We start from the raw sequence: 12,943 nt of genomic DNA, 5'->3' as shown, positions 1-12,943 counted from the left end.
TGCCGGAAGCGGGGAGGGCGGCGATGTGATTCATGACGTTCCCATTGCTTTCGGGGACGCTCGGCTTGGTGGGAGGAGGGCCCTGGGGGAGGGGGCAGCGTGGCCGGCCTGCTGTGAGGATTAGGCTGATATATCTATATAAATGGTGGAGTGGTGGGCTGCCGGCGTTCGACGGTACGGACGTGGGGGAGCGGGGAGCGTTCTTGACCTCAAGGCTTGTTGAGGTTGCACGATCTTGTTCGGGGCTGCGATGCCTCTGGAACCCCCGTGCAAGGAGAGCAAAAGATGAGCACCGACTCCGGCTTCTACTCGTTCATCGACTACACCGTCGACGGCCCCGAGACGCAGACCGAGCTTGTGAACGCCTTCGCCGAAATCCAAGAACAGTGGGTGCGCTTCTACCCCGGCTACAGGTCGGCCCGTTTCCACGTCAGCACGGACGGGACCCGCGTCTACAACATCGTTCACTGGGCGAGCGAGGCCGATTACCGCAACTTTGTCGAGACGTCCGATACCGAGGACCGCATGGCCGCCATTCAGGCGGCGTTGGACGGGCTCACCGGCAAGGCGACGCCTCGTATGAGCGGCAGCCCGACCTACACGGTCGTGCGGGAGATCGGCCCCGGACCGCAGGGGACCACCGCCGCCTGACCTGGTGGTCTCTCGCCCCGGCTCAGCGCGGGCAGTGTGTGATCGGGCAGAAGGACCGCAGGATGATCCGTTGTCTCTGCCGTTGGGGGCCGCTGCCCTGGTCTGCCGGATCGATGAGCAGGAGTGCGTACGAGAGTTTGTCGGCGCCTGAGAAGTAGCGGACGAGGACGCGGACAAGGCCGCTCTGGTGATTCTGGTAGAGGTATTCGAGCTGGGCGCCCTCATTTACGTACGGGCCGATCAGCTCCGCTCGGACGCGCCGGAAGCCGGGTTGCTTCCGTAGGGAGACCTCGGCTGCCTTCAACGAATCGTATGGAGTGCGGTGCCCCCCCGGCGAGAAGATCTGGATGATGCTCTTTCCGTCGGGGGAGGTGTAGAAGACGCTGCCGTCTTTCGTGCTGCGATTCCAGCCCACCGGTACGTCCAGCCGGTAACCGGCCGGGTCTCGCATTCGCTGGTAACCGTCCGGCGGACGGGCTCCTGACGGGAGGTGGGGGGCGGCCGATTCCCCGGCCGGGCGGCGATCGGCCGGGCCGTCACCCACCAGGAACATTGCCGTCGTTCCCGTCATCAGCGCACACAACAAGGCGAATCCCATGGCGATCCCGCGCAGGGTGGCGAACGGAGATCGCCGCCCGGCGGCAGAGGCAGGTGACGGGGCCCGAGCCGTCCGCAACCACTCGTCATACCCTGCGTGTTCCTTGTATTCCTGGTATCCCTCGTATTCCTCATCTGCCGCAGAGGCTGGGTAAGGCCTCCAGACCCTGCCCCTGCCCTTGTTCCGGGCCCTGCGCCTGGTCTCCGTCCTGGCTCGGGTGGTGGGCATGCCGCCGTTCCGGACAGCGTCCGTACGGACGGCATTGCTGGAAGCACTGGTCACGTCCTCCTCACCACCGGCGCTCCGTGTCCCTGCCGCCCGAGGCCGCGGTGGGACGTCCATGAGCGACGCCAGATACCGCCGGTGGAAGGGGTATGCGTGCCGGTCGTACGGTTCGGCTGGTGGCCGGCGTTCGACCAGGTCCGAGGCGAGCAGCGAATTCCGGTAGCGCCGGAGCAGCGAATCCTTCACCCGCTGCCCTCCCCCCACTGCTCGTTCACGCCTCCCGAGCCGAAAGCCGCCCCGGGTGTCGCCGTCCGTTCGTTTCCGGCCGCAATGTCTCCGACCGCCGCACGGCCGCGGCGCGACCCGGTGGCGGTGGCATCGTCAGCGGAGCCCCGGACGCTTTTGGCCGCACCGAGTTGCCGGAGCAACGCGGGAGCGGAGGCGCCGACCGCGACCGCGGCGTACACGCCGGTGATCTGCGAGTGGAACAGCCACCCGGCACCCGCGCCCAGGAGCAGTCGCGTCACCGCGGCCAGCAGGTCCGACGGCAGGTCGATGTACCGGCGCAGTGACGGCAACCGGCCTCTGCCGCGTGCGAGCACCCGGTGGCGTACGGCCTGCCAGGTCGAGATCCGTCCGTAGAAGACGACCGCCTCCACGATGGCGCCGCCCATCGCCCCGTACGCGACGGCTGCCGACCAGTCCAAAGCCGCTCCTTACGTAAGGCAACGGGTCTCGCGTGAACTGAATCCATGGTTCCAGAGGGAGCGGATCGGCAACGGAATGTACGCGTGCCCACACAAGTCGTTCACATGGCCTGGGCTGGGTTGCGGATTGTCATAACGGATCCGGTGGCGATGCTGAACAGCCCGAAGTCTCGCTCGCCGAATGTCTCGTTCGCCGAACGGCTCGTTTGCCGAACGGCTCGTACGGTATTGCACTGGAAACCCTCGGGCTCGGGGTGGGCGTAAGAGGCCGTAGGAGGAAGACAAGGGGAGGACGTGTGATCGGCGGAGAGAGGATGGCGGGCCTTGTCGAAGGGCTTGCGTCTGTGGCTGCCAGGGACAGGGAGGAGGCGTGTGAGACGGTCACGGATTGGCTCAGGTCGTTCTCCGCGTCGGAGGTGAGCCTGCTGACGGTACTGCTGGCGTCCCGAATAGTGGTCGAGCGGGACCGTGATTGCCGGGAAAGTGAATTCCACGCGCTGTGCGAACTCTTGGACAGCGGTCTTGTCGATCCGGCAGACCTCTCCGCGCTGAGCCAATTCGACAGCAGTTCGCTGTGGAGTGATGAGAGGGAGTATTACGAATACCTCACCGGATACGCGGCGGATGCCGGTGGAACATACCGGGGAGGAGAGCCCCGCGTGAGGCTGCCAGGAGGAGACGGAGGCTGCGTGGGGGGACAGGCACCGGGCACGGAATGAGCCGCGGAGGGTGGGAGCGGGCGGTGGCGGCTACTCCGGTGCGGACAGCTCGTCCAAGTGGGCGAGCAGCACAGTGGTGCAGGTTTGGGCGCTGACGACTTCGGGGTGGAGTACGGCGCTGAGACCGAGGCCGTCCAGGAGGGCGGTCAGGCGCTCGGTCTCGATGTCGAGGTCTCTGCCGGGGCGCAGGGTGCCGCTGTCGTCGAGCCGGGTGAGGACGCGGCGCACCAACCTCCGGGCGCCGGTGGTGGTTTCGTGCGACAGCTCCCGGAACGCGGGGTTGGTGCGGGCGGCGGCGTTGAAGTCGAGGAAGACGGTGACCTCCGCGCGGCGGCGGTCGTCGAGCGGGAGCAACTCGGCCAGGAGGTCGGCGGCGAGGCGGAGCCGTTCCGCGCGGGGATGCCGGCCGAGGTCGCCGATGTGTTCGACGTGCTGGAGCAGTCGGCCGCTGAGGCGGTCGAGCATCGACTGCATGGCGAAGTCCATCAGTTCCTGCTGGCTGGAGAAGTAGTGGCGCAGGGATCCGATGTTGAGTCCGGCTTCGTCGGCGACCGCGCGCAGTGAGGTGCGTTGCAGGCCGTCCCGTACGACGACGCGGAAGAGGGCGTCGACGACCTGGCGGCGGCGGGCGTCCGGATCCACGAGCTTCGGCATGGCTTCTTTCTATCACGGCTGTGATACATTCTATTTATCACGCATGTGATAGAAAAATCGTTGAGCGGCGAAGCTCGGAGGTCTTCGTGGAGACGTACCTCAACTTCATGCTGGTCAGGTTTGGGTTGATAGCGGGCGGCCTGGTGGTGCTGGCCCTGGTGGTCTTCGCCGTGGCGCTGGTTCTCAAGCGCCGGGGCAAGCTCGACCAGGCGCGCCGTTACGCGGAACCAGCCGCACGAGCGGCCCTGCGCGCCACCGCTCGGTTCCTGGAGGACGGGCGGTCCCGTGGAGGGCGGGGGAGGGGGCGGTGATGAACGGCCACGCGTCGGCGTCGGCCGATCTGGTCGACCACCTGCTGAGGGACTACGCGATCAAAGGCGTCATCGTCGTCGTTGCCCTGTGCGTCCTCGCGGCAGGGATGACGCTGATCTGGCGCCGGGCGGGTCGGAGGGAACGGGGAGGGGACGGGGGGAGGGGGACGGTCGGCAGGGGGAGTTCCTCGGGTGGCTCTGGCTCGGGTGGCTCAGGTAATTCGGGTAGCTCCCGTGACGGTGACCGGCTGGGGGCGGCCGACGGCTGACTCGTCGACATCATGCCTTTAGGTGCCTGGGTGCCTGGGTGCCTGGGTGCCCGAATGTCCCGATGTCCCGATCGACGGTGCGGCCCAGACCGAAAGCCGGGCCGCGCCGTGGCCCGCCGTTCCCGTAGCAGTGATCAGCCGGCGACCGCGACATCTTCGAGGGTGGAAGGTGCCTGTCGGCCCGACGCCGTGGTGATCACGTCGTCCAGGACGTCGCGGGAGCGGATCAGGTCGTTGATCATCCGGTTGATGCGGTCGCGTTCCGTCGTGAGCTCGGCGACCAGGCGTGGCGTGGCGATGTCGGAGGGACCGCCGTCCGCGTCCCGCATGCAGGGAAGGAGCTGTGCGATCTTCTTGCTGCACAGCCCGGCGGCGAAGAGTTCCTGGACGCGGATGACCCGGTCGACCGCGCTGTCGGGGAAGTCGCGGTGGCCGCCCACCGTGCGTTCGGCCGTCAGCAGCCCCTGTTTTTCGTAGTAGCGCAGTGAGCGCTCGCTGACGCCCGTGCGCCGAGCCAGTTCACCGATCCGCATGATGACCACCATCCCGTCCGCCCTACTGGGCTTGAATCTGACACTGATGTCAACTTCTACCGTACGAGCATGACGAACACACGAGTTGACTCCAACCACGACGAGCCCACCGGGCCTTCCGGTCACATCACCCCCTCCGCACCCACCAGCCTCTTCGATGCCGTCCGCCTCGGTGATCTGCGGCTGCCGAACCGTCTGGTGATGGCGCCGATGACCCGCACCCGGGCCGGGGACGACGGCGTCCCGTCACCGATCATGGCCACTTACTACGCGCAACGGGCCTCGGCGGGTCTGATCATCGCCGAGGCGTCCACGCCGAACGCCGTCGGGCAGACGTACCCCAACATCCCCGCTCTCTACGGCGAGGAGCACGTGGCGGGCTGGCGGCGCGTCACCGACGCGGTGCGGACGGCGGGCGGCCGGATGTTCGTGCAGCTCCAGCACGGCGGTCGCATCGGGCACCCCGACAACAGCGGACTGGCGCCGGTCGCACCATCGCCGATCCCGCTCCCCGACACGATCTTCACGCCCAAGGGCCACCAACCCGCCGTCGTCCCAAGGGAGATGAGCCAAGACGACATCCGTGCGACCGTGGCCGACTTCGCCACCGCCGCGCGCAACGCCATCGACGCGGGGTTCGCCGGTGTGGAGGTGCACGGCGCCAACGGCTACCTCATCCACCAGTTCATGGGGCAGGGCACCAACCACCGAACCGACGCCTACGGTGGCTCGGCCGCAGGCCGTACCCGGTTCGCGCGGGAGGTCGTCCAGGCCGTCGCCGACGCGATCGGTGCCGAGCGGGTGGGCCTGCGGATCTCTCCGGGACTCGCGGTCAACGGGATGGCCGAGGGCGACACCGAGGAGATCTACCGGGAGCTGATCGGCGCCCTGGCTCCCCTTGGGCTGGCGTATCTGCACGTCGTCTACGCCGATCCGGACCGTCCCCTCTTCCAGGAAATCCGGCGGAACTGGCCCGGCACGCTCATCGCCAACCCCGTGCTGCCCCGCGACCAGATCCCCGCCGACGGCGGCCGGCACGAGGCCGAGCGGCTGCTGGCCGCGGGTGCCGACCTGATCGCACTGGGCCGCCCGTTCCTGGCCAACCCCGACCTGGTGGAACGGCTGCGCCGCGGCGCGCCGGTCAACCCTGTACTCGGCAGGGACCTGATGTATACGGGGGGCGAAACCGGTTACCTCGACTATCCGACGTTGGGGGAGGAGGGGAGCCGGACGGTGGAAGTGGCGACGGTCGCGCGTTGAGGGGGCGAGGGGTGGGGGATGCCAGATCTGGCCAGAACGGATCCGGATCAGGCCAGATCGGGCACGGATCGACCAGCCTCGGTGACGGAATCGAGGCTGAATCGGGGAGGGATCGGGGCTGGATTGGGGCCCGGGTCGAGGTCGGACCGGGAGCGGATCGGGGGGCGGATCGGGATTGGACCGGGGTCGAATCGAAGTCCGTCAGCCGTTGTCGGTCATCAGCCGTTCCCCGGTGTGCCGAACTCCTCGATCAACACGGGGTACTGCTCCCCGCCATGCCCGGCGGCGATCGCGCGATCGGCCATCGCCTTGATCAGCTTGGGGAGTTCGGCATTGATCCCAGCCGCCTCGCTTTCCTCGATCATGTGTTCCATGGTCCGCACCTCGGTTTCCAGGGCCGACACCTCGGCCGGGAATGAGCCGCTGTCGATCTGTTGGGCGTAACCAGGCAGCCATTCGGCGACTCCGGCCGCGATCTGCCGGGCGAACGGCGCATAGGTCGCGGCGTCGACACCGGCCATTCCGAGCAGGGCGGTGCCTTGCAGCCAGGCGTTCAGGACGCTCCACATCATGGTGAGGCCGGCCACGTCGTACAGGGACGCCAGCCCGTGGTCCGCGCCCAGGTGGGTGACGGTGCCGAGCGCGCCGAGTGTCGACTCGTGAGCCTCGAAGACCGGCCGCGGCCCGCTGTGCAGAATCACCGCCTCGGCCGTGCCGATCGTCGGCGGGATGGCCATGACGGCCCCGTCCAGGTAATGGGCGCCGCGCTCTTCGGCCCATCGGGCGGCGTCCCTGGCCTGAGCCGAATCGCCCGAGGACAGGTTGATCAGCGTTGTGTCGGCGAGCTGGACCTCGTTCGCGCCGAGCAGTTCGTACATGGCCTGGTAGTCGGTGACGCAGACGATCGTCAGGGAGCCCGCCTTGAGCGCGTCGCCCACGGTCGGTGCCAGGCGTGCACCTTCGGCCACCAGGTGGTCGGCCTTGGAAGCCGTACGGTTCCAGACAGTTGTAGGGTGCCCGGCCCTCAAGAACGCGCCGGCGAGCGCCTGGCCCATGAGACCGAGGCCGATGACGGTCACAGGTGTGTCGGTTCTGTTCATGGCAGCATCGTCAACGTTGATACCGGTGTGAAGGTCAAGCGAGGTTTCGATGCTGATCGGGGAACTGAGTCGTCGGACGGGCGTCCACACCCACCAGTTGCGTTATTACGAGGCCCAGGGCCTGCTGGAAGCGGACCGTGGCGCGAACGGTTACCGCGAGTACGGCGAGAGTGCCGTACTGCGGGTGAAACAGATACGCCATCTGCTCGGCGCTGGTTTATCTTCCGAGGACATCGCATACCTGCTGCCGTGTGCGGTGGGAGAGATACCGGAGCTGATCGGGTGTCCCGATCTGCTGGCCGCGATGCGCTCACGGTTGCAACGGCTGAACGATCAGATCGAGAAGCTCGCTCGATCCCGCGACGCTCTCACCACCTACATCGACGCTGCCGAGCGCATGGGCCGTCAGCGTTATCCCCTCTTCGACGGCGCCGGTCCAGAGCCCGCCCCTGTGTGAGCGGCTGGGTGTTGGGGACGAGTGGGGAGAGGTCAACCATGAGTACGTCGATCCGGATCGACGTTCCCGAGGCGCTGGCCGCGTCCCATAGTGGGCCCGGTGCGGCCGGGCGCGATTGGGTCGCAGCCTTGCCCGGGCTGGCGGCGGGCTTTCTGGAGCGTTGGGCGCTGAGGCTGGACGGTCCGGCGCGGCACGGGATGGCCGGGCTCATCCTGCCGGTGGTCCGGGAGGACGGGACACCTGCCGCGCTCAAGTTCCAGCCGCCCAGCGAGGAGTTCGCCGCCGCGCCGATCGGGTTGCGTGCCTGGAACGGCAACGGTGCGGTCCGCCTGCTGGACCACGACCCGGGTACCGGAACCCTGCTGCTGGAGCGCCTGGAGGCGACCCGGTCGCTGTCCTCCGTAGGTGACGACGCCACCGCGATGAGCATCCTCGCCGGTCTGCTGGCACGCCTGGTCGCGGTGCCCGCGCCACCCGGCCTGCGGCACCTCGCCGACATCGCCGCCGCCATGCTTGACGAGGTGCCGCACGCCGTGCCGGGGCTGCGCGAACCGTCCGAGCGACGGCTCATACGCACCTGCGCGTCCGCCGTGGCCGAGTTGGTGGGCGAGCCGGGTGACCGGCTGCTGCACTGGGACCTGCACTATGACAACGTCCTCGCCGGTCACCGCGAACCCTGGCTGGCCATCGATCCCGAACCGCTTGCCGGCGACCCCGGCTTCGACCTTTGGCCCGCTCTCGACAGCCGATGGGACGCGGTCGTGGCGACCGGTGATGTGACGCGCGCCGTGCTGTTCCGCTTCGACCTGCTCACGGAGGCCCTCGGCCTGGACCGGAAACGGGCCACCGGTTGGACGCTCGGTCGCGTGCTACAGAACGCCTTGTGGGACATCGAGGACGGCAAGACCGTGCTGGAGGCACCGCAAGTGGCCATCGCCACGGCCTTGCTGCGGCATCGAGCGGGGTAGCGGGGTAGCGGGGTAGCGGGAGTGTGCTCGGGAGTTTTACGGCCGTAAAACTCGTCGCCCGGGTGGTGGCGAGGGGCGTTCCATGATCAGGAGTTTTACGGCCGTAAAAACTGAGCGCCTGGTTTGTGTGTGTTTGTGGAGGTTTGGGGTGAGGGTTGGTCGCTGGTGACGGCTCCAACGGCCTCGCATGGCCCTACGGCCCCGCACGGCCGCACGGCCCCGCACGGTCCCACGGCTCCGCACGGCCGCACGGTCCCACGGCTCCGCACGGCCCCACGGCCTCCTTTGGCGTCTCATCGGAAGGCGGCGGTGTTCTCCGATCTGCATCACGCGCGTGCAAGTGGTTCAGCAGGGCGTTTCCCATGTCCTCGGTCGTGTCGTGCCGGTCACGGGGATCATCGTCGTCCATTCCCGTTGTCGTCGTTGCGTGATGACATCGATCCTGTGGTGGGGATCAAGGGGTGATGGGGGGACGGGGGTGATGGGGGTGCCTGATCAGGTGAGTGTCCAGAGGACCTGCGCCAGTTCTTCCGGGTCGTGGATGGCGGACAGGTCGAGGGGTGTTTCCTCGAAAACGTCGAAGTCGTGGAGGAAGGTGAAGCACAGCATGTCCCGGGCGAAGTTCTCGGACGGTTCCCAGGAAGCGCCTTCGAGCAGGGCGGAGAGGAGTTCCCGGTCGGCCCGGAAGGCGTTGAGGTGCAATTGGACGAGGCTGTACCGGGGGTCGCCGGCGTAGACGTCGGTGAAGTCCACCAGGCCGGTGACCCGGGGGTTCCGGACGTCCACGAAGATGTTGGTGCCGTGCAGGTCACCGTGGACGAAGCGGATTTCCTGGTCGGAGAGCAGGACGTCCACGTCGGGCAGGAAGGCGTTCAGCCGGTCGAGGAGCCGGGGCGAGAGGTGGCCCCATGCGCGGTGGTCCTCGATGGTGGCCGCACGCCGTTCCTTGAGCAGCCGGGGGAAGATCGGTGAATCGCGTCGCAGTGCCGTGGATCCCGTCAGTGGTACGGCGTTCATCCGGCGGATGAGCCGGCCCAGGTCTCGTGCCAGGGACAGCAGCGTCGGCCGGTCCGCCGTGTTCATGGCCTCGCGCCAGGGCATCCCGGGCACCTTCTCCACCACCAGGAACGGCCACGGCCACGCCTCGGTCCCCGGGCGCAGCTCGCCACGGCCGAGGACGCGTGGGATCGGCAGCCGCGTGCCGCGTAGTACCTCGTACGCCTCGGATTCGGCGGCGAGGTTGTCGGGGCCGCACCAGTGCTCCCCGTACAACTTGACCACCGGACCGGGGTCACCGACCAGCACCGGGTTGGTGCTCTCGCCGGGCACCCGTAGCTCCCGGGGAGCGGGCAGGCCCAGCCCGTCCAGTGCGCGGCGGGCCAGGGGTTCCCAGAACTTTTGGTCGTTGCGGAGTTCGGCGTAGGAAGCGTCGGAGTCGATGTGGTCGAGACGGGACAGCGGGTCGTGGCCGTCGTAGGGGGCGTGGGGGTCGCTTGTCACGAGGCAGCCTCGGGGTGTGGGCGGGTGGGCGGCGGTTCAGCGGAGGGTGCGGGCTCCTCCAAGGTCCTGATCCGTCGCGTTCGCCGCGTGGTGGTGGTTTTGATGGTTTCGATCATGCCTCGTCGTGGGCGGGATTGGTTCCGGTTCCGGTCACGTTTTGTTATGGGCGGCGCTGGGGTGGATCGCGCTTGCGCTGCGAGTGATCGGGTTTGGGTCGTGTTTACGGTGTGGGTGGTCCGGTTCGGGCCATGATTCGTCGAGTGTGGCGGGAACTTGTCTGCCTGTGCTCGTACTTGCGTAGGCAGTGATCCATTTCATCGAGAATGGTGCTGCCCGTGCCGGGTTACGTACCGTAACCTGACCGGCGCTGATCGGACCGACCACCCGATCAGGGACGAGTAGGGGGAAAGGCGCGCCATGACCGACACGACCGACACGGCCAACACGGCCAACACGACCGTCGCCACGGGGACTTCCGAGAAGCAGGAGAAAGCAGTCAGTGAAGGCACGTGGGCCATACCGCTGCTGCTCGTCATTCCTGTGGTCCTCATCAGGACCCTTACCGATCTCTCCACCTTCTGGCGCGCTGCCGCCTGGGTCGCATGGAGCTTGGGTGTCGCTCTGGTGATGGTGGGGTGGCTGCAGTTCTTCCGGAAGCGGGGGCAGGAGACGAGCGGGTGGACGACCTGTTGGCTCGCGCACGCCCTCTTGGCCACGCAGGCGTACCACCTGATCACTGACTGACGGCGCAGACGGAGAAGGAAAGGGGAGGAGAAGGACGAAGAGAAAGACGAAGAGAAAGACGAAGACAGCGGCGCGGGTCGCGGAGGAGATCCGCGGCCCGCGTCTTCTGTGGGGAGATCCGTGGCCGGGTGCTCTACCGCAGCGTCAGCCACTTCTCGTCGAGCGCGATGGCCTGCATCTGGTCCATGGTCAGGACGGGTTCGGCGCGGCTGGCGTTCTGGCCCTGGCCGGGGGCGTTGAAGGCCATGAGGACGACGCGGAAGCCGTCCGGCCGTACGGTGTCCACCGTCCAGCCGACCGCGCGGGCGCCGCCCTTGCCGTCGGGGTTGGCCTGCCGGTCCCGCATGACCGTGGTGCCGTCGGGCAGCTTCCTGGTCTTGGCCGGGTCGAAGTGCTTGGTCACGTCGCCCATCCCGCTCTGCACGTTGATCTGGACGAAACTCTTGCCTTTGCCGTCGTCCGCCACGACGAAGCCGTATTCCTCCTGGCCGCCCTTGTCACTCACCTTCAGGCCCGCCGGGAGGAGCGCGGCGAGGGTGTTGGACACGGTGTCGCGGTCCGACGCCCCCGGCCGGGCGGGGTGCGTCGGGTTCTTCCGGGCGTGCGTCGCCTCGCGGAGGTCGCGGAGGGCCGGTTGCCAGGACGGATCGGTGACGAGTCGCTTCATTTGCGACGCGGTCAGGGGCGGGGTGGGGCGGGTGGTCTTCTCGCCCTTCTCGGCGGGCGCGTTGTATTCGCTCGCGTCGATCAGCTCGCCCTTGGGGGTGAGCAGTGTGGCCCGCCACACCTTGGTCGGCTCCCGGCGGTCCGGGTACTCGTACTTCTGGAGCAGCATGTAGCGGGAGCCGTCCGCCAACCGTTCGGCCGTGCAGGCGTCGTGCCGGACGAGCGCCTGCGAGGGGCAGGTGACGGAGTCCGTGGCGAGCGCGTCGTTCGGATTGAGCATGCTCAGGCCGACGGAGATCGCCGCCGCGCCCTTGCCGTCGTCGAACACGACGGACGCGGTGCCGTCCTTGCTGTACTCCTGCGAGGTCTCGCCTTCGGGCAGCAGTGCCTTGAAGGTGCTGAGCAGCCGTTTCTCGTCGGCGGTGAGTCCGATGTCCGCCGGGCCGCTTCCGGTGGGACGGGCCGGAGCGGCGACGGAGACCCGCTCGTCGCCGGGGGCGGCCGTCTTGCCGTCCGCGCCGATCAGGCCGGTCGCGTACGACCCGGCCACGCCCACCGCCGCCAGCGCCAGCACGCCGCCGCCCAGCGCGGCCCGCCGCCTGGCCGCCTTGCGGCGACCACGGGCCAGTCCGCCCTCCACCAGCGCGGGACCGGCCGCCGGGCGGAACCCGTCACCGGCGCGCTGCATCACGTTGCTGAGCTCGTCTTCGAAAGACATGGGAGACATGGGTTCGAAAGGCATGGGTCATCACACTCTCTGGTCGATCGGTGACGGTTCGGGAGGGGCGGGGAGGAGGTGAAACGAGGGGGACGGGAGCGACCTGCTGGGGGTGGGCCCGTCCGGTGCGGTCGGTCGGTGCTGTGGACCGGTGCTGTGGGTCGGTGCGGTGGACCGGTGTGGCGGGCCGGTGCGGTCGACTCGCGGGGCCGCGGGGTTCAGCGGCCCCAGTCGGCGGTGAGTTCGGTGCGGATGTCGCCCAGGTGCTCACGGAGTTTGGTCAGGGCCCGGGTGGATCTGGTGCGTACGGCGGCCGGGCTCGCGTTCATCGCGGAGGCGGTCTCCTCGATGGTGCGGTCCTCCCAGTACCGCAGCACCACCACGGCCCGGTCCTTGGGGGAGAGGCGCCTGAGCGCGTTGAGCAGGGCGATGCGCAACTCGGGATCGTCACCGGAGCGGAACGCGGTGTCCGGGAGTTCCCCCAGGGGACGTTCCGAGGCCGAACGCCGGCGCTTGTGGGTGAGGAAGGCGCGGACGAGGACGGTCTGGGCGTAGCCCGCCGGGTTGTCCATCCGTGCGACGCGCCCCCAGCGCACGTACATCCGCCCCAGCGTTTCCTGTACGAGGTCCTCCGCGAGGTGCGTGTCCCCGCTGGTGAGGAGGCAGGCGGAGCGGTAGAGGTGCGCGGCCCGTCCCGCCGCGAACTCTCTGAACTCCTCTACCCGGGACACTCTCATCCTGTTTCCAGCCTCACTGTGCGCGTCGGCGACCCCTTCACTTCATTGATGCGTTGGCTTGGCAGGAATGTTTCAGGTTTCTTTTCGCGGTGTGTGTGATGTTCCGGGGGTTCCCGTGCGCCCCGC

At 68.1% G+C, this 12,943-nt stretch carries 15 protein-coding genes; 7 read left to right on the top strand and 8 right to left on the bottom strand.

The genetic code is table 11. The features are described from left to right. Positions 1 to 285: 285 nt before the first annotated feature. Positions 286 to 651, top strand: a complete 366-nt coding sequence (locus tag ABZX96_RS01990; protein ID WP_355536244.1) for an antibiotic biosynthesis monooxygenase — start codon at positions 286 to 288, stop codon at positions 649 to 651. A 22-nt stretch (positions 652 to 673) separates the two neighbouring features. On the opposite strand, the gene ABZX96_RS01985 is transcribed toward ABZX96_RS01990, so the two are convergent. Further along, a complete protein-coding gene (locus ABZX96_RS01985) occupies positions 674 to 1,249 on the bottom strand; it encodes a hypothetical protein (protein WP_355536239.1) in 576 nt (191 codons plus the stop codon). Positions 1,250 to 1,716: 467 nt separating this feature from the next. Continuing rightward, positions 1,717 to 2,181 (bottom strand): hypothetical protein, encoded by a 465-nt coding sequence (locus ABZX96_RS01980; RefSeq protein ID WP_355536236.1) that lies wholly within the window; start codon positions 2,179 to 2,181, stop codon positions 1,717 to 1,719. Between the two features lie 296 nt (positions 2,182 to 2,477). On the opposite strand from ABZX96_RS01980, the gene ABZX96_RS01975 reads away from it, so the two are divergent. Next, complete coding sequence (locus ABZX96_RS01975) at positions 2,478 to 2,900, top strand: hypothetical protein (protein WP_355536233.1); 423 nt, start codon at positions 2,478 to 2,480, stop codon at positions 2,898 to 2,900. A gap of 30 nt (positions 2,901 to 2,930) precedes the next feature. Here the strand turns inward: ABZX96_RS01975 and ABZX96_RS01970 are convergent, their stop codons facing one another. Further along, entirely contained in the window at positions 2,931 to 3,554 is a 624-nt protein-coding gene (locus ABZX96_RS01970; RefSeq protein WP_355536230.1) for a TetR/AcrR family transcriptional regulator, read from the bottom strand. An 86-nt stretch (positions 3,555 to 3,640) separates the two neighbouring features. Here ABZX96_RS01970 and ABZX96_RS01965 point away from each other — a divergent pair, with 86 nt between their 5' ends. Then, on the top strand, positions 3,641 to 3,865 hold the full coding sequence (locus ABZX96_RS01965) for a hypothetical protein (protein WP_355536227.1): 225 nt from the start codon (positions 3,641 to 3,643) through the stop codon (positions 3,863 to 3,865). A 403-nt stretch (positions 3,866 to 4,268) separates the two neighbouring features. On the opposite strand, the gene ABZX96_RS01960 is transcribed toward ABZX96_RS01965, so the two are convergent. Further along, a complete protein-coding gene (locus ABZX96_RS01960; protein WP_355536224.1) occupies positions 4,269 to 4,667 on the bottom strand; it encodes a MerR family transcriptional regulator in 399 nt (132 codons plus the stop codon). 69 nt (positions 4,668 to 4,736) lie between these two features. Between ABZX96_RS01960 and ABZX96_RS01955 the strand changes: the two genes are divergently transcribed. Beyond that, positions 4,737 to 5,927, top strand: a complete 1,191-nt coding sequence (locus tag ABZX96_RS01955) for an alkene reductase (protein ID WP_355536221.1) — start codon at positions 4,737 to 4,739, stop codon at positions 5,925 to 5,927. Positions 5,928 to 6,145: 218 nt separating this feature from the next. Here the strand turns inward: ABZX96_RS01955 and ABZX96_RS01950 are convergent, their stop codons facing one another. Next, on the bottom strand, positions 6,146 to 7,027 hold the full coding sequence (locus ABZX96_RS01950) for an NAD(P)-binding domain-containing protein (RefSeq protein WP_355536218.1): 882 nt from the start codon (positions 7,025 to 7,027) through the stop codon (positions 6,146 to 6,148). Between the two features lie 49 nt (positions 7,028 to 7,076). Here ABZX96_RS01950 and ABZX96_RS01945 point away from each other — a divergent pair, with 49 nt between their 5' ends. Further along, positions 7,077 to 7,484 carry a MerR family transcriptional regulator gene (locus ABZX96_RS01945; RefSeq protein WP_355536215.1) on the top strand — a complete coding sequence of 136 codons (408 nt, stop codon included), beginning with the start codon at positions 7,077 to 7,079 and terminating at the stop codon, positions 7,482 to 7,484. A 38-nt stretch (positions 7,485 to 7,522) separates the two neighbouring features. Then, a complete protein-coding gene (locus tag ABZX96_RS01940) occupies positions 7,523 to 8,452 on the top strand; it encodes an aminoglycoside phosphotransferase family protein (RefSeq protein WP_355536212.1) in 930 nt (309 codons plus the stop codon). Between the two features lie 495 nt (positions 8,453 to 8,947). Here the strand turns inward: ABZX96_RS01940 and ABZX96_RS01935 are convergent, their stop codons facing one another. After that, entirely contained in the window at positions 8,948 to 9,952 is a 1,005-nt protein-coding gene (locus tag ABZX96_RS01935; RefSeq protein ID WP_355536209.1) for an aminoglycoside phosphotransferase family protein, read from the bottom strand. A gap of 417 nt (positions 9,953 to 10,369) precedes the next feature. Between ABZX96_RS01935 and ABZX96_RS01930 the strand changes: the two genes are divergently transcribed. Continuing rightward, positions 10,370 to 10,696 carry a hypothetical protein gene (locus ABZX96_RS01930; protein WP_355536206.1) on the top strand — a complete coding sequence of 109 codons (327 nt, stop codon included), beginning with the start codon at positions 10,370 to 10,372 and terminating at the stop codon, positions 10,694 to 10,696. A gap of 133 nt (positions 10,697 to 10,829) precedes the next feature. Here the strand turns inward: ABZX96_RS01930 and ABZX96_RS01925 are convergent, their stop codons facing one another. Together ABZX96_RS01925 and ABZX96_RS01920 are read right to left on the bottom strand one after the other, a co-directional pair. Continuing rightward, positions 10,830 to 12,080, bottom strand: coding sequence for a hypothetical protein (locus ABZX96_RS01925; protein ID WP_355536203.1), 1,251 nt, complete (start codon positions 12,078 to 12,080; stop codon positions 10,830 to 10,832). Between the two features lie 218 nt (positions 12,081 to 12,298). Beyond that, on the bottom strand, positions 12,299 to 12,817 hold the full coding sequence (locus tag ABZX96_RS01920; protein WP_355536200.1) for a SigE family RNA polymerase sigma factor: 519 nt from the start codon (positions 12,815 to 12,817) through the stop codon (positions 12,299 to 12,301). Positions 12,818 to 12,943: the final 126 nt, after the last annotated feature.

Source organism: Streptomyces sp. NPDC003077, from assembly GCF_040611095.1.
Lineage (GTDB): Bacteria > Actinomycetota > Actinomycetes > Streptomycetales > Streptomycetaceae > Streptomyces.
This window is presented reverse-complemented; position numbering and strand designations above follow the sequence as displayed.

What these genes read in the sequence shown, in the direction of transcription:
- ABZX96_RS01940 (WP_355536212.1), top strand. Translation starts at nt 7,523, where the DNA reads ATGAGTACGTCGATCCGGATCGACGTTCCCGAGGCGCTGGCCGCGTCC.
- ABZX96_RS01920 (WP_355536200.1), bottom strand. Translation starts at nt 12,817, where the DNA reads ATGAGAGTGTCCCGGGTAGAGGAGTTCAGAGAGTTCGCGGCGGGACGG.
- ABZX96_RS01990 (WP_355536244.1), top strand. Translation starts at nt 286, where the DNA reads ATGAGCACCGACTCCGGCTTCTACTCGTTCATCGACTACACCGTCGAC.
- ABZX96_RS01945 (WP_355536215.1), top strand. Translation starts at nt 7,077, where the DNA reads ATGCTGATCGGGGAACTGAGTCGTCGGACGGGCGTCCACACCCACCAG.
- ABZX96_RS01955 (WP_355536221.1), top strand. Translation starts at nt 4,737, where the DNA reads ATGACGAACACACGAGTTGACTCCAACCACGACGAGCCCACCGGGCCT.
- ABZX96_RS01925 (WP_355536203.1), bottom strand. Translation starts at nt 12,080, where the DNA reads ATGTCTTTCGAAGACGAGCTCAGCAACGTGATGCAGCGCGCCGGTGAC.
- ABZX96_RS01930 (WP_355536206.1), top strand. Translation starts at nt 10,370, where the DNA reads ATGACCGACACGACCGACACGGCCAACACGGCCAACACGACCGTCGCC.
- ABZX96_RS01970 (WP_355536230.1), bottom strand. Translation starts at nt 3,554, where the DNA reads ATGCCGAAGCTCGTGGATCCGGACGCCCGCCGCCGCCAGGTCGTCGAC.
- ABZX96_RS01950 (WP_355536218.1), bottom strand. Translation starts at nt 7,027, where the DNA reads ATGAACAGAACCGACACACCTGTGACCGTCATCGGCCTCGGTCTCATG.
- ABZX96_RS01985 (WP_355536239.1), bottom strand. Translation starts at nt 1,249, where the DNA reads ATGGGATTCGCCTTGTTGTGTGCGCTGATGACGGGAACGACGGCAATG.
- ABZX96_RS01960 (WP_355536224.1), bottom strand. Translation starts at nt 4,667, where the DNA reads ATGCGGATCGGTGAACTGGCTCGGCGCACGGGCGTCAGCGAGCGCTCA.